The organism is Bradyrhizobium sp. Ken51, assembly GCF_055807435.1.
The window spans coordinates 146,306-166,097 of sequence record NZ_JBVVPB010000011.1; the positions used below are offsets into that span (position 1 = coordinate 146,306).

19 protein-coding genes are annotated in these 19,792 nt (G+C 62.2%); 12 read left to right on the forward strand and 7 right to left on the reverse strand.

Annotated features, from left to right (window positions below; all coding sequences use genetic code 11):
- The 8 genes from AC0L27_RS20100 to AC0L27_RS20135 all read left to right on the forward strand — a co-directional run bounded on the left by AC0L27_RS20100 (position 1) and on the right by AC0L27_RS20135 (position 7,508).
- Positions 1-276 carry a DUF1467 family protein gene (locus AC0L27_RS20100; protein WP_275171305.1) on the forward strand — a complete coding sequence of 92 codons (276 nt, stop codon included), beginning with the start codon at positions 1-3 and terminating at the stop codon, positions 274-276.
- Positions 277-306: 30 nt separating this feature from the next.
- Positions 307-654, forward strand: a complete 348-nt coding sequence (locus AC0L27_RS20105; protein WP_275171304.1) for a hypothetical protein — start codon at positions 307-309, stop codon at positions 652-654.
- A gap of 35 nt (positions 655-689) precedes the next feature.
- On the forward strand, positions 690-1,970 hold the full coding sequence (gene mtnK / locus AC0L27_RS20110) for an S-methyl-5-thioribose kinase (RefSeq protein ID WP_354209876.1): 1,281 nt from the start codon (positions 690-692) through the stop codon (positions 1,968-1,970).
- A 133-nt stretch (positions 1,971-2,103) separates the two neighbouring features.
- Entirely contained in the window at positions 2,104-3,693 is a 1,590-nt protein-coding gene (locus AC0L27_RS20115) for an ABC transporter substrate-binding protein (protein WP_354209875.1), read from the forward strand.
- A gap of 60 nt (positions 3,694-3,753) precedes the next feature.
- The gene (locus AC0L27_RS20120) at positions 3,754-4,677 is read left to right on the forward strand and encodes an ABC transporter permease (RefSeq protein ID WP_354209961.1); all 924 of its coding nucleotides are present in this window, start codon (positions 3,754-3,756) and stop codon (positions 4,675-4,677) included.
- Positions 4,674-5,495: an ABC transporter permease gene (locus tag AC0L27_RS20125; RefSeq protein WP_007603580.1), complete on the forward strand. Its 822-nt coding sequence runs from the start codon at positions 4,674-4,676 to the stop codon at positions 5,493-5,495. The genes AC0L27_RS20120 and AC0L27_RS20125 overlap by 4 nt, the downstream gene beginning before the upstream one ends.
- Positions 5,492-6,472, forward strand: a complete 981-nt coding sequence (locus tag AC0L27_RS20130; RefSeq protein WP_473320109.1) for an ABC transporter ATP-binding protein — start codon at positions 5,492-5,494, stop codon at positions 6,470-6,472. Before AC0L27_RS20125 ends, AC0L27_RS20130 begins: the two co-directional genes overlap by 4 nt.
- Positions 6,465-7,508: an ABC transporter ATP-binding protein gene (locus AC0L27_RS20135; RefSeq protein ID WP_354209873.1), complete on the forward strand. Its 1,044-nt coding sequence runs from the start codon at positions 6,465-6,467 to the stop codon at positions 7,506-7,508. The genes AC0L27_RS20130 and AC0L27_RS20135 overlap by 8 nt, the downstream gene beginning before the upstream one ends.
- 275 nt (positions 7,509-7,783) lie before the next feature.
- Here the strand turns inward: AC0L27_RS20135 and AC0L27_RS20140 are convergent, their stop codons facing one another.
- From AC0L27_RS20140 to AC0L27_RS20150, 3 genes are all read right to left on the reverse strand, one after another.
- The gene (locus tag AC0L27_RS20140) at positions 7,784-8,293 is read right to left on the reverse strand and encodes a hypothetical protein (RefSeq protein WP_473320113.1); all 510 of its coding nucleotides are present in this window, start codon (positions 8,291-8,293) and stop codon (positions 7,784-7,786) included.
- A gap of 860 nt (positions 8,294-9,153) precedes the next feature.
- Positions 9,154-9,738 (reverse strand): MarR family transcriptional regulator, encoded by a 585-nt coding sequence (locus tag AC0L27_RS20145; RefSeq protein ID WP_354209871.1) that lies wholly within the window; start codon positions 9,736-9,738, stop codon positions 9,154-9,156.
- Between the two features lie 443 nt (positions 9,739-10,181).
- Entirely contained in the window at positions 10,182-10,799 is a 618-nt protein-coding gene (locus AC0L27_RS20150; RefSeq protein ID WP_473320114.1) for a LysR family transcriptional regulator, read from the reverse strand.
- Positions 10,800-10,927: 128 nt separating this feature from the next.
- On the opposite strand from AC0L27_RS20150, the gene AC0L27_RS20155 reads away from it, so the two are divergent.
- Both AC0L27_RS20155 and AC0L27_RS20160 read left to right on the forward strand, forming a co-directional pair.
- On the forward strand, positions 10,928-11,320 hold the full coding sequence (locus tag AC0L27_RS20155) for a RidA family protein (protein ID WP_354209869.1): 393 nt from the start codon (positions 10,928-10,930) through the stop codon (positions 11,318-11,320).
- A 42-nt stretch (positions 11,321-11,362) separates the two neighbouring features.
- Complete coding sequence (locus AC0L27_RS20160) at positions 11,363-12,067, forward strand: L-2-amino-thiazoline-4-carboxylic acid hydrolase (RefSeq protein WP_354209868.1); 705 nt, start codon at positions 11,363-11,365, stop codon at positions 12,065-12,067.
- A gap of 325 nt (positions 12,068-12,392) precedes the next feature.
- Here AC0L27_RS20160 and AC0L27_RS20165 read toward each other — a convergent pair whose 3' ends face one another.
- The 4 genes from AC0L27_RS20165 to AC0L27_RS20180 form a co-directional block, all read right to left on the reverse strand.
- Positions 12,393-13,421: an ABC transporter permease gene (locus AC0L27_RS20165; protein WP_354209867.1), complete on the reverse strand. Its 1,029-nt coding sequence runs from the start codon at positions 13,419-13,421 to the stop codon at positions 12,393-12,395.
- 12 nt (positions 13,422-13,433) lie between these two features.
- Entirely contained in the window at positions 13,434-14,936 is a 1,503-nt protein-coding gene (locus AC0L27_RS20170) for a sugar ABC transporter ATP-binding protein (protein WP_354209866.1), read from the reverse strand.
- Positions 14,937-14,942: 6 nt separating this feature from the next.
- The gene (locus tag AC0L27_RS20175; protein WP_199198585.1) at positions 14,943-15,965 is read right to left on the reverse strand and encodes a sugar ABC transporter substrate-binding protein; all 1,023 of its coding nucleotides are present in this window, start codon (positions 15,963-15,965) and stop codon (positions 14,943-14,945) included.
- Between the two features lie 142 nt (positions 15,966-16,107).
- Positions 16,108-16,512 (reverse strand): globin, encoded by a 405-nt coding sequence (locus tag AC0L27_RS20180; RefSeq protein WP_354209865.1) that lies wholly within the window; start codon positions 16,510-16,512, stop codon positions 16,108-16,110.
- A gap of 465 nt (positions 16,513-16,977) precedes the next feature.
- On the opposite strand from AC0L27_RS20180, the gene AC0L27_RS20185 reads away from it, so the two are divergent.
- The gene (locus AC0L27_RS20185) at positions 16,978-17,364 is read left to right on the forward strand and encodes a DUF2946 family protein (RefSeq protein WP_354209864.1); all 387 of its coding nucleotides are present in this window, start codon (positions 16,978-16,980) and stop codon (positions 17,362-17,364) included.
- 85 nt (positions 17,365-17,449) lie between these two features.
- Positions 17,450-19,657 carry a TonB-dependent receptor family protein gene (locus AC0L27_RS20190; RefSeq protein WP_473320119.1) on the forward strand — a complete coding sequence of 736 codons (2,208 nt, stop codon included), beginning with the start codon at positions 17,450-17,452 and terminating at the stop codon, positions 19,655-19,657.
- The last annotated feature ends 135 nt before the right edge of the window (positions 19,658-19,792 follow it).

Here is a 19,792-nt window from a genome sequence, read left to right on the forward strand (position 1 = left end):
ATGGCCATCCAGATCTCAACCGCAATCGCAATTTATTTCGTCATCTGGTGGGTCGCGCTGTTCCTGACGCTGCCGTTCGGCGTGCGCAGCCAGCACGAGGACGGTGTCGGAGTGCCGGGCAGCGACCCCGGCGCGCCGATCCTGACGCGGATGGGAGGCAAGCTGATCTGGACCACCATCATCTCCGCGATCATCTATGGGATCGCCATGGTCGCCTATCACGCCGGCTATTTGTCGATCGAGCGCCTGTCGAAATTGATGGGCATGCCGTTTTAAGAATTTTTGATTGGCTTTGTTGGGGGACCAATGACTTTTCAGAGGATCGTCGTGGCGCTTCTGGTGCTGATCGTCGCCGGCCTCGGTGCCATCGGCTATTTCGAGTGGAAGATGGCCGTGCAGGTGCGCACCCTGAAGGCGTTCGTCGAGGGCTACGTCTTCAACGAGGCCGTGATCGCCTGCGAGCAGGCCAAGAGCTCGACGCCGTTCAAGTGGAACGGCGGCAAGAGCACCTCGGTGATCGGCCTGAACTCGGTCAAAACGGACAAATACACCGTCAGCGCCAGCTACACGCTGGTGGCGGACAGCGTCTATTGTGATTACGATCCGATCAAAAGAAAGGCCGAGATCGGCTCGAGCTTCCTGGAGCGGGAGTAACGATCCGGCCATGCCAAGCATGGGATGGGATCGTCATGACGCAGGGGCAGGGGGACTACCGGATTCTGCATGAGGCGGCGTTGCGGGATTATCTCGCAAGCGTTGCAGACCTCAAGGCGCTTCTCGGGAGCGAGCCGGCCTCCTGGTCGATCACCGAAGTCGGCGACGGCAATCTCAATCTCGTCTTCATCGTAAAAGGCGGCCAGGGCGGCGTCGCCGTGAAGCAGGCGCTGCCCTATGTCCGCCTCGTCGGCGCGAGCTGGCCGCTGCCGCTGTCCCGGGCTCACTACGAATATCTTGCCCTGTCGCGGCAGGCCGAGCTCGCGCCCGGCCTCGTGCCGGCGCTGCTGCATCACAATGAGGCCTTGGCGCTGACGGTGATGGAGCTGCTCGAGCCCCACATCATCATGCGCAAGGGGATGGTTGCGGGCTCGCAATATCCGCGCTTTGTCGATGACATCACCACCTTCATGGCGCGGACCCTGTTCTTCACCTCCGACCTCGCGCTGTCGGCGGCCGAGAAGAAGCAAGGCATCGCGGCCTTCGCCGGCAACCATGCGCTGTGCAAGATCACCGAGGATCTGATCTTCACCGATCCCTACCGCATCGCCGAGCAGAACCGCTGGACCACGCCGTATCTCGATGCGCTCGCCGCAGAGCTGCGAGAGGATATGGACCTGCATGTCGCGATCTCCCGGCTGAAGCTGAAGTTCATGGCGAGCCCCGAGGCGCTGGTCCACGGCGACCTTCACACCGGCTCGATCATGGTGACGGACGGCGAGACGCGGGTGATCGACCCCGAATTCGCATTCTACGGCCCGATGGGTTTCGATGTCGGCGCCGTGCTGGCCAACCTCCTGATGGCCTATTTTGCCTCCGCCGGCCACGAACGCTCGTCGGGCGAACGGCGTGCGTTCGAGGGCTGGGTGCTGGAGACGGTCGAGCAGGTCTGGGACGCGTTCGCCCGCAAGTTCCTCGACCTGTGGAGCGCTGGCGCCGCAGGCGATGCCTATCCCGCCTCACTCTTTGCCGGCGACAAAGGCGCAGCACGCCTGGAGGCCGAGCGGCAGGCCTACATGCAGCGGCTGTTCGCGGACACGATCGGCTTCGCCGCGGCAAAAACCATCCGCCGTATCTTCGGCCTCGCTCACAACATCGACTTCGAGCTGATCGAGGATCCGCGCCGGCGCGCGATCAGCGAAGCACGCGCCGTGAGGCTGGCAAGGATGATGATGTTGGAGACGGGGGCGTTTCCGACCATGGCGGACGTCACCGCTGCAGCGCGAAAATTGCGCGATTGGCAGCCGGAGTTCTAGCCGGCTTCCGCACAAATCGGCGGTGCCCGCGCGCGACGCTCGCATACGTCAACCCCTTCAAGGCGCTTGCGCTCGACCTGCCGTGGATGGTCAACTCCCGGACCGGAGCACGGCTTGCGTTGTCGGAGGGACCATGATGTTCAGGATAGTGGCGATCGTCGCGGGTCTGGGGCTGGCACTGGCCGCCACGGCGGAGGCCCAGACCCCGCGCAAGGGCGGAACCATCCGCATGACCGCGCCTTATGGGTCGAGCTTTACAAGCTTGGACATTCATACGACGCAGCGCGCCCAGGACGAGATCTACGCAAAGGCGCTGCACCGGTCGCTCTACATTTGGAATTCCGCCGAAGGCAAGCCGGTCCTGGAGCTCGCCAAGGAAGACGTCGTCTCGGGCGGAGGTCTCGTTCACACCTTCAAGCTGCGCGACGACGCCTATTTCCACAACGGTCGCAAGATGACGGCCGACGACGTCATCTGGACCTACAACCGCATCATGGACGGCACCAAGGCTTATCCCGGCGCGCGCTATGTCCGCGTGATCGAGGGCGCGGCGGCGGTCGAGAAGGGCCAGGCCAAGGAGATCTCGGGCCTGAAGAAAATCGATGACTTCACGATCGAGATGAAGCTGACCGAGAAAGTCGATCCGGGTTTCTACTTCTGGAATGCGATCACGTCGATCTATCCCGCCGACGAAGCCGCCAAGGAGAGCTTTCTCCAGAAGCCGATCGGTCTTGGGCCCTTCAAATTCGTCGAGCACGTGCCGGGATCGCGCATCGTTCTGGAGCGGTGGGACCGGTTCTACAAGCCCGGCAAGCCCTACGCCGACAAGATCATCGTGTCGGTCATGGGCGAGGCCGCGGCACGCGATGTCGCCTTCCGCAACAAGGAGATCGACACCTCGGTACTGGGGCCGGCGCAATATGTCGCCTATCAGAACGACGCCGACCTCAAGGGCGCCGTGGTCGAAGTCGCCGAGGTCTTCACCCGCTACATGGGGATGAATCCCGCGTTCAAGCCGTTCGCCGACAAGCGGGTCCGGCAGGCGATCAATTACGCGATCGACACCGACCTGATCATCAACAAGCTGGTCAAGGGCAAGGCCTATCGCGCCACCAGCTGGCTGCCGCTGACCTCTCCTCTCTACGACAAAACCATGAAGCCCTACGCCTTCGATCCCGCCAAGGCCAAGCAGCTGCTCGCCGACGCCGGCTATCCCTCAGGCTTCGAATTCGAATGGACCACCAGCCAGAACGAGAGCTGGGGCTTGCCGATCGTCTCGGCCGTGATCCCCATGCTGGACAGGGTGGGCATCAAGGCGAAGGTCAAGCAGGTCGAGACCGCGGTGTTGGCGGAAGTGGTTCGCAGCGGCGACTACCAAGCCTTCATCTACTCCCAGGCGACCGGACCCGATCCCCAGGCCGCCCTCAAATGCTTCCACTCATCGACGCCGCAATCCGCCTGCAACTACATGAACTTCAAAAATGCCGAGTTCGACAAGCTGGTCGACGAGGCCGGGCAGTCCGATGACGCTGCGAAGCGTACCCAGCTGCTGCAAAAGGCCAATGCGCTCCTCTACGAAGAGGCGCCGGTCTGGTTCTTCAACTACAACAAGGCGGTCATGGCGGTGCAGCCGTGGCTGAAGGGAATTCAGCTCAACGCGACGGAGCTGACCCATCAGAACGTCGAAGACCTCTGGGTCGACGAGACCTCGCCCGCGAAGTGACACACGCTCTCGCGCTCCCTCCGTCGCCATGAACGACGGAGGGAGAGAGGAAAAGTGCCGATGCTCTCCTTCCTGTTCCGCCGCCTCCTGCAGACCATCCCGACCGTGCTCGCCGTGGTGGCTCTGGTGTTCGTGCTGTTCAGTGTCGTGCCCGGCAGCATCGTCTCGTCCATGAGCGACGATGCCGACCCGCAGGTCGAGCTGCGCATGAAGAAGCAGCTCGGGCTCGACGATCCCGTCTATATCCGCTTCGGCGCCTACATCGCCAAGCTTGCGATCGGCGATTTCGGAACCTCGTTCCGGACGCGCGAGCCGGTAACGTTCATGATCGCCAAACGGATATGGCCGACGCTCCAGCTCATCTTCGCCGCCATGGCGTTTTCCGTCGTGATCGGTGTTCCCCTGGGTTTCATCGCCGCACTGAAGCCGGGGGGCATCGTCGACACGATGGCCATGGTCGTGGCGGTATCGGGACTTTCGATCGCTAAATTCTGGCTCGGACTGGTGCTGATGTATTTGTTTGCGTTGAAGCTCGGCTGGCTGCCGAGTTTCGGCTATGGCGATGGCGGACTGAAATATTTGATCCTTCCGGCCGTGACGCTCGGCGTCTCGCCGATGGCGCTGTTCGCCCGGACGACACGCGCCGCTGTCCTCGAGATCATGACCGCGGATTTCGTCCGCACCGCGCGCTCCAAGGGCATGAGCGAGACCCGAGTCGTGAAATGGCATGTGATGCGCAACGCGCTCGTCATCATTCTCACCACCGTCGGCCTGCAGTTCGGTGCGCTGATGGGGCAGGCGGTCGTGGTCGAGAAACTGTATTCCTGGCCGGGCATAGGCTCGCTGCTGGTCGATAGTGTCCTGCAGCGCGACATTCCGGCCGTCCAGGGCTCCATTCTTGTCGTGGTGCTCTCCTTTCTCGCGATCAATCTGCTGATCGACGTGCTCTACGGCGTGATCGATCCCAGGATCAGATACGCATGAAGCTCCGCGCCAATCTCATCATCGGTGGCGCGCTGTTCGCGCTTGCGATCCTGGTCGGCCTGCTCGCGCCCTGGCTGGCGCATACCGATCCTGTCCTGGACGCCAATCTGCTCAACGCGGAAGAGCCTCCGAGCTGGACCTGGTGGTTCGGCACCGACGACCAGGGCCGCGACATCTATTCGCGCGTCGTCTACGGCGCGCGCGTTTCGCTGACGGTCGGCATCGTCTCGCAGCTCATCAACAGCGTCATCGGCGTGGCGCTGGGCCTGAGCGCCGGCTATTGGGGCGGCTGGTGGGACGATGTCGTCAACGGCCTGACCAATCTCATGCTCGCGATTCCCTCGCTGATCTTCGCGCTGGCCATCATGGCGGTGCTTGGTCCCGGCCTGACCAGCCTGCTGATCGCACTCGGCTTGACCAACTGGTCCTTCACGTGCCGGATCGCGCGGGCCTCGGCGCTGTCGCTGAGGAGCCAGGGCTATGTGCAGGCCGCGACCGTGCTCGGCTACGGCGATCTGCGCATCATGATCACGCAGCTGCTGCCGAACATGCTGGGTCCGATCGTCGTCATCGGCACGCTCGGCATGGGCAGCGCGGTCTTGTCCGAAGCCGCATTGTCGTTCCTCGGCCTCGGCGTCCGCCCGCCGTTTCCGAGCTGGGGCAGCATGTTGTCGGATGCCCGCGACCAGATCACGACGGCGCCGTGGCTCTCGGTGTTTCCCGGCCTTGCCATCTTCCTGACGGTGCTCGGCCTCAATCTGCTCGGCGATGGCTTGCGCGACATTCTCGATCCCCAATCGCGGAGCCGGCGGACATGACGGGCGCGCCGCTGATCGAAGTCGAGGATTTGCGCATCGATCTCGACGATGGCTCGAGGCGCGTTGCGGCGGCCGAGGGCATTTCGTTCCGCATCGATCGCGGCGAGACCTTCGGCCTCGTCGGCGAATCCGGCTGCGGCAAGAGCATTACGGCGCTCGCCTTGATCGGCCTGTTGCGGCGGCCTTTGTCGATCGGCGGCGGCGTGATCCGGTTTGAGGGGGGGGAGATCCAGCACCTTTCAGCCGCCAGGCAACGCGATCTGCGCGGCAATCGCATCGCCATGATCTTCCAGGAGCCGATGACGGCGCTGAACCCGGTTTCGCCGGTGGGCCGGCAGATCGCAGAAATGTTCGTGCTGCACAAGGGCAAGAGCTGGCGGGAAGCCGACAGACTGGCGGTCGAGGCGCTGGCGAGCGTCCGCGTTCCCGCGCCGGAGCGGCGCGTCAACGACTACCCGTACCAGCTCTCCGGCGGCATGCGCCAGCGCGTGATGATCGCCATCGCGCTCGCCTGCGGTCCGGATCTCCTGATCGCCGACGAGCCGACCACGGCACTCGACGTCACCGTGCAGGCGGAGATCATCGAGCTGATGCGGAATTTATGCGCCGAGCGGGGGACCGCAATCCTGATGATCAGCCACGATCTGGGGCTGGTCGCCAATGTCTGTCGCCGCGTGGCCGTGATGTATGCCGGCCGTATCGTCGAGGAGCGCGGCTCGGCCGATATATTTCGGGCGCCCTCGCACCCCTATACGCGAGGCCTGGTCGCCTCGCTGCCGCGGCTGGGCAGTCGCGCCGCGCTTGGCCGCACCCGGCTGACGGAGATCGCCGGTGTGGTCCCGGCCATCACGAATTTCCCTGACGGCTGCCGGTTCAATCCGCGTTGCGCGCAGGCGACCGATATTTGCCGGACCACCGCGCCGGGAGCGGATTTGCTCGACGCCGGCGGTCTGGTCAGGTGTCACCACCATGCATGAGCCGCAAGACAGGTTGGGTGAGACACGGCCGGACGACGATGTCATTCTCAGCGTCAGGGATCTCGCGGTCCACTTTCCGCTCGGAGGTGGCCTGCTGGGGCGCGGCCGTCGGCTGCTCCGTGCCGTCGACGGCGTCGATCTCACCTTGAAGCGCGGCGAATGCCTCGGCCTCGTCGGCGAGTCCGGCTCCGGCAAGTCGACGGTCGCATTGTCGATCCTCGGTCTCCTGACGCCGACGCGCGGCCGCATCGTGCTGGACGGACAGGTCGTGACGAACCGGCGATCCGTCGATCGAAAGGCGCTGGCCCGCATCGTGCAAATCGTGTTTCAGGATCCCTACGCCTCGCTCAATCCGCGCCAGACCGTTCGTCGTACGCTGGAAGATCCCCTGCGTGTGCATGGCGTCACGGCCAAGAGCGAGATCGAGGACCGCGTCGCGAAGATGCTGCGGCATGTGGGCCTGCGGCCGGAGCAGGCCGACCGCTATCCGCATGAATTCTCTGGCGGCCAGCGCCAGCGCATCGGCATTGCGCGCGCGCTGATCCTCAATCCCAAGATCGTCATCTGCGACGAACCGGTCTCGGCGCTCGATGTCTCGATCCGCGCCCAGATCATCAATCTGCTGCTGGAATTGAAGGAAACGCTCGGTCTCTCCTACATCATGATTAGCCACGATCTCGGCGTCGTCGAACACATGAGCGACAGGGTCGCCGTCATGTATCTCGGCCGCATCGTGGAGAACGGCCACTGGCGCGAGATTTTCGAACGGCCGGCGCACCCCTACACCCAAGCCCTGATCGCCGCCATCCCCGATCCCTTGCGCCATGCGCCGCTGGCGACGACAGGCGGCGACCTTCCCAACCCGCTCAATCCGCCGAACGGATGCGCGTTCAGCCCGCGGTGTCGGCATGCGGAGGCCGTGTGTCGGAGCGAGCCGGGGCCGGTGCTGGAGACGCGGGTGGACGGGCACGCGGTGAGGTGTTGGCGAAGCGAGGAGATTGCTGCGGCGAGCTTCGCTCCATCACCGCCACCCTGAGTGGGCGCCTCGAAGCTCCGGATCAGGTGCATTCGCATTGCTTGCTTCGTCCCTCAGCGATAATGAGTTCGCCGTTGTGCCGGAATGACGGCGTTGTTCAGACTCCTTGGGATAGTGAGACCTCTCTATTCCGTGCTCGGCGCCATGACGTCCCCGCCGACTGCGACGTGGAAAGGTGATGGCACGACCACGATTGTAGGCGCCGTTACGTACAATCAGGTTAGCGGTGTCTGGCGCTATCTAAACGTCACGGCCGCACATGCTTCGGGTTACTATCAGACCACGCCGAACACGGGCCAAGGCTTCATTGCCGACACTGAAACAGCCGCTGACGAGGTTGATCTGAGATTTTTGCGCTTCAATTCCTCGATCATGGTGGTCGTCAACAGACAGCCGATAGCATCGTCAAGCTTCACGACCGATGCAGCCGGCTCTGCAAACCTATTGCAGTTGCGTTTCGCCGGCACGCCTCTGTCCTTCCCTCCAAATAAGTGCCCGGCATTCTGCAAACGCAACAGCTTGCCTTCAGCTAGTCGCTGCAGGATGTTGCGCGAAAGAAAGTGCTCTCGGGTGATCTTGGTTGAACATCCACCCAGCGGATGCAGATAGCATTTTTCGTTTGAAACACCCGTTTCCGCTCGCTGCGTTAGTTGAGAGGACTGCTTCCTCCAACGATTGAATGTTAGCCAGCAGCATTTCTTCGCCGGGTACCCGCTGCCGAATGGGCAGTCGCCGTCGGAAAGAGTTCTTGACCAGGGAAGGATGGGAGAGGCTTTCAAGCCCATGCCGGTTCATCACATCTTTCGCTACACGGTGGCGAAAGCTACGAAAATGCCACTCCCGCGTCCACTCCCCTCAGGACTGCAGCTTAACGAGCCCCAGCTCAGGGGCGGGCAATGGGGAAGAGCTGGGGCCCGACTGCGTTGCCCGCTTTCGGTCGGGCATTGGGAAAACTTGGTAATCGGTGAAGCGTTCCGACCTGTTTTTAGTGGCCGATGGGACGAATAGTTGCCGAATGAGGATCGCTTGCCTTGTGCCTTAGCGCTGACGTGCCACAAGCGAGCGCGCGTCGCTCCGCTTCTTCGACTTGAACTCGGAGATCTTCGACTTCTGCTAGTTGGGAAGAGAGCTCGTTTAAGCGTTGAGCAAAAAGGATCGTGCGCAAGTCCTGCATCAACGCCTCCACTGGGCAACTTGCACAGGGTAAAAAGGCGGCAGCGAGAGCACATTAAACCATGTGAATCTGCCCGGCGATTCCGCGTATTACCGATGGCATAGGTTCCGATTGACGGACGCATTCACTCGCTCAGGGTCGCGGCTTCGGCCAGCGCGTTCGATGACGCGTTCAGGAAATGTCGGCCGGCGCGGGCAATTGAGAGAGCAAAAGGAACCCCAGCTTCAGGGCGGTGAAGCTGGGGCTGTCTTGAGGCTGCCCCTTGGGGAAGGCAGCCACCCTTGGCAACGGGGTAACGGGAAAACAATGCAATCGGCAAGTCGTTCCAAGCTCGCTCGTCGGCCGCAGAATTCCCAGATTTGTTGAGGCAAACCGCTCCCTCAGGAATGTCGGCTCGGTCCCTTCAGGAGTGCATCTTCTGCCGGAGCTTCTCAATTCCCGGAGGTGTGCGGCATACTCTTCGATGATGCACTAGAAGGTGCCGCTCTCTCTTCGTTCGAAGTTCAAGCATAGAAGATCTATTTCGGCTTCGTTGAGATTCGCTCGAAAGTATCTGCACGTGTAGTCAGGCGTCCTTCTGCTCGCCAGTTTGGGGGCTTGAGTCAGAAAGATGCATTTTCTGCAATTGTCCGCGTGGTGACGATCCCGGCGTGCGTCGAGTTGCTCCAAAATATGGCGAAGCAAATCGCGAAAATTGTTTGCGCCAAGTTCAAGCGTAGCAATCGCATGGACGAGCTGTGTGATGGGATCGCCTGAAAGGAGTTTTTCTCCTCGCGGCGTCACATGAAGGATCACCGAGCGCTTGTCTTGATCGGAACTTCGGCGTTGAAGGTAGCCTTTGCCTTCGAGACGCTTGACTGTCTCAGAAGCGGTGGCGCGTGTCGTGCCGCCGAACTGAGCCAATGCGGAAGGGGTTCGCGAGAATCTGTTTGCACGCGCAAGAAACCGCAGCGCCATCCAGTCTCGATCACGCAATCCGCTGAGAGTGTCGTCAAACTGCCAACTGCCTGCGGCTTGAATTAGCAGGTCGACTGCTTCCCGCGCTGCCGTGATCATCCGCGCCCCACTCGTATGCTAACCCAACATATCGCTGATCAGAGGTCGCAACGCATCAAGAAAAGAATCGGACGTCTACATACGAAGGCTTGCAATCAGCGCTTGTGCGCCCGCGAGCGCCTATCTGGATTAGATTGTGTGGGGCAATACTTGCGCAGAATTGCGCTCAACCGCTGCCTTGCTGACGAGTGAGAGCTAATTCCTTACATGAACCTGACGACGTTTGTGCTCGCGGGCCGTCAGTTCTTCCAGAGGTTCACGTCGGCGGCCGAGTCCAAAGCCGATCTAGGATCGTGATTCCGCTAGGGGTCAAAAGCGGACCTGCGTCCACTCCCTCAGGGGGAGCTGCCACTGACGGCACCATCGCCACGATGAGCTCGTGCTCCTGTTTCGCCCGACCCATCAAACGCGGCCCCGGCAAGGCTATGGATTGCCGTTCAAGCCTATCGTCTGACACCAACCAGACGAGGGCGGCGATTTGCGTTCTCAGCCGGCAGCGCACGCAACCACGCGCGAAAACTGATGACCTCGGGGCAATCCGCGGTGCCTTCGGACGCAACCAGCCAATCACCCAGACCCGATCCCTCATCGATCCGGTCGCAGCGATAGCCCGGATGGTGGCCAAGCCCCCGGGCGATCAGCAGGTCGACCTTGCCTTCGACCAATTCGTGCAGGCCGGCCGGATGCAGCACCCGCAAGCCGATCTCCGCATGCGTGCTGCGAAACGCTGCCAGATCGAGGCGGCGGAGGTCGAAGCTGCCATGGACGCCCAATTGCAGCAGCACCGCACCTGTCGGTCTCAATTGCGAGGTCGCCTCCGCGATGTGGCGAAAGCCTTCGGAGACCCCGGGCAGATACGCCTGACCGGCGGCGGTGAGGATGAGCTGCTTATGCAGCCGCTCGAACAGCTGCACGCCGAGGCGCGCCTCCAGCGCCTTGACCTGCTGCCCCACGGCGGCGGGGGTCACGTGCAGCTCGTGTGCGGCCAGCTTGAAGCTGAGATGCCGCGCGGCGGCTTCGAACGCGCGGAGCGCGTTGAGTGGTGGAAGGATGTAGGTCATCGGGCTGCATTTTGACACTGATGGGCCGTGGCCTTGCAATAGATTTTCTTGCGCTGAACCGCAGCAATGATGCTTTGCGGAGCGGTGATGGCGCCGGATACGGTCGATCCGCAATCCGGAGAAACCCTATGCCGCCAGCTCACATCGTCAGCCACAATCCCGCAACGGTCCATCCTGCCGCCGGCGGCTACTGCATGGGACTTGAACTGACGCAGCATCGACGCCTGTTGTTCATCAGCGGCCAGGTGCCCGAGAGGTCCGACGGCGCCGTTCCTGACGGTTTTGAGGCGCAGTGCGAACAGGCCTGGCGCAATTTGATCGAGGTGCTCGCCGCCGCCGGCCTTGGCGTCGCGCATCTGGTCAAGGTCACCACGTTCCTGACCGACCGCAATCAACTCGTGACCAACCGCTCCATTCGTCGCGCGATGCTGGGCGAGCACCAGCCCGCGCTGACGGTCGTGATCGTCGAGACCGTCGACAGCAAATGGCTGCTGGAGATCGAGGCGATCGCCGCGGAGTGAAACCAGCCGACTTTGCAATGAACCAATCATATCAGGTGCCCCATGGCTGAGATCATCCATCCGTTTTACGAAGCGCATCGCAGTGCAACGCAGGCCGCCATGCGCGAGCGGCTCGATTTGGCCGAACCGATGTTGCGCGAGCGCGCGCAGCTTTCCGAGATCGACGGGATCAGGCGGGAGGTGATGGACGAATTCGAAATCGTGATCACCCAGATGCCCTATGTCGGCGGCGCGGCGAGCCGCATGAGCGATTTCTTCATGCGCCTCATGGGCTTCATGGCCATCAGCCGGGTGCTGCGACGCCACGGCGTGCCAGTGCCTGTGATCGGCGAGATCGAGCGAGAAACCTACAAGGCACAATTGCTAGCCGCGCCTGAAGCGGAGCGTCTTGCCTCGGGGCGTCAATTCATGTCGCCGGAGAACCAGGCTTTGCTGCGCGAGCAGGCGGCAAGAAGCGCGACAGAAAGCCATCAGACCGAATTTCCGGAAGATTTCGTCTACGATTTCGTCGAGCCTGATACGAGTGACAATTTTGAATTCGGCATCAACTACAAGGCTTGCGGCTTCTGCAAACTCGCGGCGCGCCATGGCGACAAGGACATTCTGCCGAATATCTGCGGGCTCGATTTCGTCGCCTACGCAGCGCGAGGCATCCGCCTGGAGAGGACACAGACGCTAGCGGGCGGTGCGAGCCATTGCAATTTCCGGTTCTCGCGGCTTGGGTCGGATGAGAAGGCAGAGAGTTAGGCGGCCCCCTCATGCTGTGCGATTGAGGTGAGCCTGGATTGCCCCTGCTGCCACATCGTCATTGCGAGCGCAGCGAAGCAATCCAGAATCGTTCCGCGGCGGCAGTCTGGATTGCTTCGCTGTGCTCGCAATGACGGAGGTTGGGGCGCTGTCCGGAGCCGACCCGCGTAGACCGCCACGATGACATCCTGCGCCTGTTTTGCCCGACGAGTCAAACGCCGCCACGGTGACGTCTACATAATTTCGGGTTTTTGTAACTCGTTGAATTCCCTCACGCTGTCTACTGTGCATGGGGTTGTTTTCGCTCTTTTTGTTTTGAGGGCGGCTATTCCGCCGCCTTTTCCCTCAGCCGCTGCGCGTAGACGTTGATCACCAGCGCCGCCAGCAGGATCAGGCCGCGGATCAGGATCTTCAGGAAGCTGTCGATGTTGACGTGGTCGAGGCCGTTGTTGAGAACGCCGAGGACGAAAAGCCCGACGATGGTGTTGCCGATGCCGCCGCGGCCGCCGAACAGGCTGGTGCCGCCGACCACGACGGCGGCGATGGAGTCGAGCAGATAGGTATCGAACTCGTTCTGCTGCGCGCTGCCGAAATGGGCGACACCGAGCATGCCGCCGATACCGGAGCACACCGCCGAGATGACCATCACCGCGCCGAGGATGAGCTTGACGTTGAGGCCGGAATATTCGGCCGCCTCGCGGTTGCCGCCGACCATGTAGACGTAGCGGCCGAAGCGGGTGTAGGTCAGCACCAGATGCCCGCCGAGCAGCATGATCGCGGCGACGATGACGATCCATGGGATGCCGCCGATCGATCCGGACCCGAGCGTGGTGATCACGCCGGGCACCTTGTAGGCGATCTGGCCGCGCACCAGCAGCGCCGAGATGCCGGCCGCGATCTGCATCATCGCCAGCGTCATGATGAAGGAGGGGATGCCGATCACAGTCAGCCCCAACGCATTGACGAGGCCGAGAAACGCGCAAAGCAAAATGGCCAGCAGGATCGCCGCGGCGCCGGGCAGGGGAATGTTGGGAATGCTGACGTAGGATTCCTGGAGCGTGAAGTAGGCGACCGCGATGCCCGTGACGTTGGCGATGCTGGCGATCGAAAGGTCGATCTCCGCGCAGAGGATCACGAAGGTGAGGCCGACGGCGATGATGCCTGTGACCGACACCTGCGTCAGGATGTTGCCGAGATTGTCCAGCGTCGCGAAGGAGGGGCTGGCGAGGGCAAAGAAGGCGGAGAGAAAGATCAGTGTCAGGAACGGGGCGATGTTGCGCATCTGCGAGCGCAGGAACGGCGCAAGCCCTCGCGCTCGCTGCCCCGCCGCCAAAGCCGTGTCACTGCTCACCATGGTGCTTCTCCGTCACGCCGCTTCCAGCAGGCGGTCCTTGCTGACCGGCTCGTTCTTGAATTCGCGCACCAATGCGCCGCGCTTGAGCACGAGGATGCGGTCGGCCAGCGACAACACCGTTTCCGGCTCGGTCGACAGCACGATGATCGCGAGCCCTTTGGCGCGGAGATCGCGGACGATGTTGATGACGTCGTTCTTGGCGCCGACATCCATGCCGCGGGTGGGCTCGCACAGCACGAGGAGCTTGGGCGGATAGGTCAGCCATTTCGCCAGAGCGACTTTCTGCTGATTGCCGCCGGAGAGCATGCCGAGATCGAGGCCGACGACCGGCGGCCTGATCTGGAGCTGCTCGACCTGGCGCTTTGCGATGTCGCGCTCCTGCGCCGGCTTGAGCAGCAGCGCCGAGATGCGATCGAGAATGCTGATCGAGATGTTCTTGTAGACCGGCTCCTGGTGAAACAGCATCGCGCGCCGGCTCTCCGGCACCAGCGCCACGCCGGCGCGCCGCGCCGCAGCCGTGCTGGCAAAGTGTTTTGGCTTGCCCTCGACCGCGAGCGTGCCGGCATCAGGCTTCAGCTTGCCGAACAAGATGCGCGACAATTCCTGCTGGCCGCAGCCCATGAAGCCGTAGATGCCGAGCACTTCGCCGGCGCGCGCCTCGAAGGAGATGTCCTTCAGGCTGCGGGCCAGCGACAGCTGGTCGACCTTCAGGACCACCGAGCTGTCGCTTGGCCGCGGCAGCATCAGATCGTCGCTATAGCTGTGCTCGAGCGCTTCGCCGCCGCGGCCGATCATGGCCTCGATCAGCGCGCCCTTGCTGGTCGCAGCACTTGCTGTCTCCGCGACCTTCCGCCCGTTGCGGAACACGGTCACCGTGTCGGACACGCGCAAGATGTCCTCGATGAAATGCGAGATGAAGACGATCGCCGTGCCTTCCTCGCGCAGCCGCCGCAGCGTCGCGAACAGCCGCTCGACCTCGGGCGGGGAGAGGGCGGAGGTCGGCTCGTCCAGGATGACGATGCGCGCGCCGGAGAACAGCACGCGCGCGATCTCGATCAGCTGCTGGAGCCCGATCGGGAGGTCACCCAGCCGGCTCATCGGATCGACGTCGATGCCGAAGCGGGCGAGCTGCTCGCCGGCCTCACGCGCCATCCGCCGCCATTGCACCAGGCCGAGCCGGTTGGTCGGCTGGTTGCCCAGAAACACGTTCTCCGCGACCGTGAGGTCGGGGGCGACGGACAGCTCCTGGTGTACCATGGCGATGCCGGCGCTGTGCGCGTCGCGGGCCGAGCGGAAATGCGTCTCCTGTCCCTCGATCAGGAAGCGGCCGGAGAATTCGGTGTGCACGCCGGCGATGATCTTCATCAGCGTGCTTTTTCCCGCGCCATTCTCGCCGACGAGACCATGGATCTCGCCGGGCAACAGCGCGAAGTCGACACCACGAAGCGCCTCGACGCCGCCGAAGCTCTTCGTGATGCCCTGCAGTTCCAGAATGGGCGAACGATCCTCTCGCATGGAGGCTCAGATCAGGAAGTGATCCTGCATCCACTGCATCCCGGCGGCGTTGGCCTTGGTGACGACCGGACCGTCGGTGACGACGTTCTTGGGAATGCCCTGTCCGCTCTTTTCGCCGCCGACCACGGCGGAGACGCCCGCGATGACGGCGCCGCCATGAATCCGGCAGGACGGATTGCGCACGGTGGCGAACATGCGGCCTTCGCTGACGGCCTGGATCGCCGGCGGCATCGCATCCACGCCGCCGATCAGGATGTTGGTGCGGCCCCGCGCCTTCATGATATTGGCGGCGGCGAGCGCCATGTCGTCATTGTGGAAGAACGCCGCGTCGATCTGCGGATATTTCGTCAGGTAGGTTTCCCAGAGACGAGCGGTCTTCGACACGTCCCAGTCGGCCGGCTGGGTGTCGAGCACCTCGATCCCGGGGAATTGCTTCACGACATTGTTGAAGCCCTTGGCGCGGCCCTGCGCGCCGGTGTGGCCGAGGGCTCCTTGCGTCATGATGATCTTGCCCTTGCCGCCCATGGCGTTGCACAGCGCCTGCGTCACGGAGGCGCCCATGAACTCGTTATCAGGGGCGAGGAAGGAGTGGACGTTGATCTGGTCTAGCGGCGCAATCAGCGTGTCCATGTCGATCACGGGCGTGCCGGCATCGATCATCTTCTGCACCGGCTGGGTGAGGGTGCCGATGCCGAATGCCTGGATCGCGACGAAGTCCCATTTCTGCGAGGCCATGTTGTCGATAGCCGCGCGCTGCTTCACGGCATCGAGCTGGCCGTCGAACCAGGTGACCTCGACATTGAACAGCTTGCCCCAGAATTCCGCGGCCTGCTTGCCCTGCGCGCACCAGGTCGCCTGGAGGCCTGCGTTGGAGAACGCCGCCTTCAGCGGCTTCTCGCTTCGTCCGACCTCGGCTGCGAGGGCGGGGTTTATGCCCATGCTGCCGAGGATGGCAGTCGCGGCGCCGGCGGTTGCTGCCGCCTGAAGAAGATCGCGCCTCGTCGTCGAGAAATCTTTCGTCCCGGACATCGCTCGCTCCCATACAAATTTATCTTCGGCGCGTCATTGATTGCGCGACCGATGTCCGAAAGTGTCTCACAAGAGTTGGTGCCACTCAATCTGCAATCAACGCGAGATTGCCGCAAGCCGCGTTGGTGCAGCGCAAAGCGCGTCAGGCCGGGACGCCCGCGAACGCGTCGATCTCGATGAGCAGTCGGTCCCAGGCCTGCGCGATGCCCGGCGACCATTCATCGCGCAGCAGATCGCGCAGCGTATCCCTGATGACGGCGAAGAAGGCGGTGAACAGCTCGCGCGGCGTGCCGTAGCCATCGTGCGATTCGACCTCGCATGCGATCAGCCGGAATTGCCCACGGCGATCACCGGCGAAGTCGAGAATCGCCTCGATCGTGAGTGCCAGCATCGAGCCCATCACGAGCTCGCTGCCTTGCGTGCGGAACATCGCCCGCGTTTCGGGGTGCTGTTCGAACAGCCGCTGATAAACGTGTGGCGTGAGATCCGTGCAGCGCGAGGCTGCAAGTTCAAAGCTCTGTTCGATCGGATTGGAAGAAGTATTCATCGGCGCTTCAGCCCCGCAGACAAAAAAAGAGCGGGGCCCTAGCCCCGCTCGAAAATTGTGTCGACCCTATTATCCCCGATTCTAAGATTTGATCTTGATTGGCGGGGCGACGCTGCATTTTGCGCGTCAGGGGCTCCTCCCGAGACTTGGACCACCAGACTTCGACCTCGCGGCCAGCCTGAGCAAGCGGATGCTAGATCAACTTTTCTCACTTGTCATCATTTTCGGCAACGAATGTTCAAAATTCGAGCAATTGACGAAATGATCGGGCATTCGGCCTTTAAGCATATGACAAACATAAGAAATCTGTGGATAGGGCAGGGGTGCGGAACTGCCTAAATGCCGGAAGGTCCCCTCCCGTGGGCAGTCGGACCCCAGTTTCCAAGGACTTTGCGCTGGACCAAGAAGGCGCCGGAACCGGGCTCGACTCGGCCATGGCGCGGTGTTTAGTTACTAGACGAACGAATGGTTCGGCGGATGCGCGCACGGCTGCAAAAATTCCTACCCCTGGTCCTGCTCGCCTTGGTGATGCAGGTGCTGGCGCCGATTGCCGCCTGTCTGGCGGCCGGCCAAGCCGTGGCCGATCCGCTTTCCGCCGCCGTCATCTGCCACAGCGCGAGCGAGCAGGGCGGCCTGAACGATCCGGCGGGTACGCCGGTCGCACATGCCGGTGCCTGTGCCCTCTGTTGCTTGGCGCAATTGGGCGCGTCGCTGGATTCGCCGCCGCACGCCGCGCTTTCCGTTCCTTTCCGCCACGCCGAGCGTATGGTGTGGCATGCGGCGGAGGCATCCCTCGCCGCCGTCCATAAGGGCTCGAGTGCCCAGGCACGCGCCCCGCCTCAATTTTCCTGACGACTCTCGTGATCGCCGCGGTCCGCCGCAGGCGATTGATGCTGTCGAATGGCCGGAGAGAAAGCCCGGCGTCAGGAATGCCCCCATGTTACGTTGTCATGCCCGCCGTGGCGTGAGCATCGTTGCCGTTCAGGCCGCGCTGCTTGCGTCGTCGAGCGGAGCCTTTGCCCAAGGCAGCAGCGCAGTGCTGCCGCCAATCACCGTTGAGGCACCTCAGCAGAAGCGCGCGTCGGCGGTCCGAGCGCCACGCAATTCTGCGCGATCGGCGCGCGCGACGCGAAGCCCGCGAACGACCCTATCGCCGCAGCAAACCGCGAGCGAACAGAATGTAGGGGCTCCGGGCGCCCTGACGGTTCTGACTGCGCAACAAGCGCTGGCGGAGATTAACCAGACTCCGGGCGGCGTGGCGCTCGTATCGGCCGAGGCGTACAGGAACTCGACGCCATCCAACACGATCAAGGATGTTCTGGATTACGTGCCCGGCGTGTACGCCCAGCCCAAATGGGGCGACGACACTCGCCTTTCTATTCGCGGGTCTGGCCTGTCGCGCAATTTTCATCTGCGCGGCGTGCAGCTCTATATGGACGGCATTCCGATCAACACTGCGGATGGCTATGGCGATTTCCAGGAGATCGATCCGAGCGCCTATAAATATGTCGAAGTCTTCAAAGGAGGCAACGCGCTTCAGTTTGGCGCCAATTCGCTGGGAGGCGCGATCAACTTCGTGACCCCGACCGGCCGCGACTCGTTTCCGAATGGTGTATCCTTCGATGTCGGAGGATTCGGCTACAAACGACTTCAGGCGAACGCAGGAGGCGTCAACGGGCCATGGGACGGTTTCGTTACCGCTTCCACGCAGGCCGCAGACGGTTTTCGCGATCACAGCTTCGGCTCGAGCAACCGTTTGAGCGGCAATGTCGGGTATCAGTTCTCGCCGGATGTCGAGACACGGTTCTACCTCAATGCCAACGAAGTGCGGCAGCGAATCCCGGGTACCGTGACCAAGACATCCGCTTTGACCGATCCGGAAGCTGCTGCACCCGCGAATGTTGCGATGGATCAGCAGCGCAATATTGATACCGTCAGGCTCGCCAACAAAACCACCTTTCGTTTCGATGACACCAAAGTCGAATTCGGGGCCTTTGGCGTCGATCGCCATTTGATGCATCCGATCTTTCAGTGGCTGGACTACCGTTACAAGGACTATGAAGGATTCGCGAAGATCACGGATGACCGCACCATTGGCGGCTTCCGCAACAGGTTGGTCGCGGGCGTCCAGGTGCTGAACGGCAGCATTGACAACCAGCAGTTCGCCAACATTGGCGGGCAGAAGGGAGCGCTGCTTTCTTCGTCGATCGATCGGTCGGAGAATACCTCGGCCTATGTCGAAGACAGCTTCTACGTCATTCCAAATCTTGCAGTGATCGGCGGCACGCAATTCCTGTACGCGACCCGCAATCGGCAGGATCGTTTCCTCAGCGACGGGAATCAATCGGGGGCAACGCGCTTTAATATCTGGTCGCCGAAAGGCGGTCTGTTGTGGCAAATCGATCCGAGCTGGCAGGCCTTCGCCAATGTCTCGCGGAGCGCCGAGGTGCCGAGCTTCGGCGAAAGCGCGATTGGTCTCGGCATTCCGACGATCCCGTTCACCAGCATCCGCCCGCAGATTGCGACCACGTACGAAATCGGGACTCGCATGAAGCGATCTGATTACGCTTGGGAACTGACGGCCTACCGGGCCAACATTCGCGACGAATTGCAATGCCTCTATAGTGCTTTCGGCAACTGCAATGTGACCAATGCCGACCGCACCATCCATCAAGGCATCGAGGCCGGCGCGGGCGCGGCGATCTTTCGTGACATCTTCGTCAATGGCCCGGCGCCGGACAAGATCTGGCTGAATGTCGCCTATTCCATCAACGACTTCCGCTTCGACAAAGATCCGATCTTCGGAAACAATCGATTGCCGGGAGCCCCAACTCACTACCTGCGCGCGGAGCTTCTCTACAAGCACCCTGCCGGTTTCTATATTGGACCCAACGTCGAATGGGTGCCACAGGCCTACTTCATCGACAGCATGAACACGCTGACGACAGAGCCTTACGCCCTGCTGGGATTGAAAGCCGGATTCGACAATGGCGGCCCGATGTCTGCCTACATCGAGGGGCGCAATCTCACCAACAAGACCTACATAGCCAGCGCGAGTATCATCGATCGAGCGACAGCGACATCAGCATTGTTTGAGCCGGGTACGGGAAGAGCAGTGTACGCTGGAATGAGGTATCGATGGTGACGTGCAAATGGGCACTTGGGTCTATGTTCGGGTCCGCGGCAGGCCGGCATTCCGAATGCCGATGCTCACTGCGCGGAAGATCGTCGTGGAAGAATGCCGGGCCATTCTCGGCCCGATCATCGTGAAAGAGGCAAT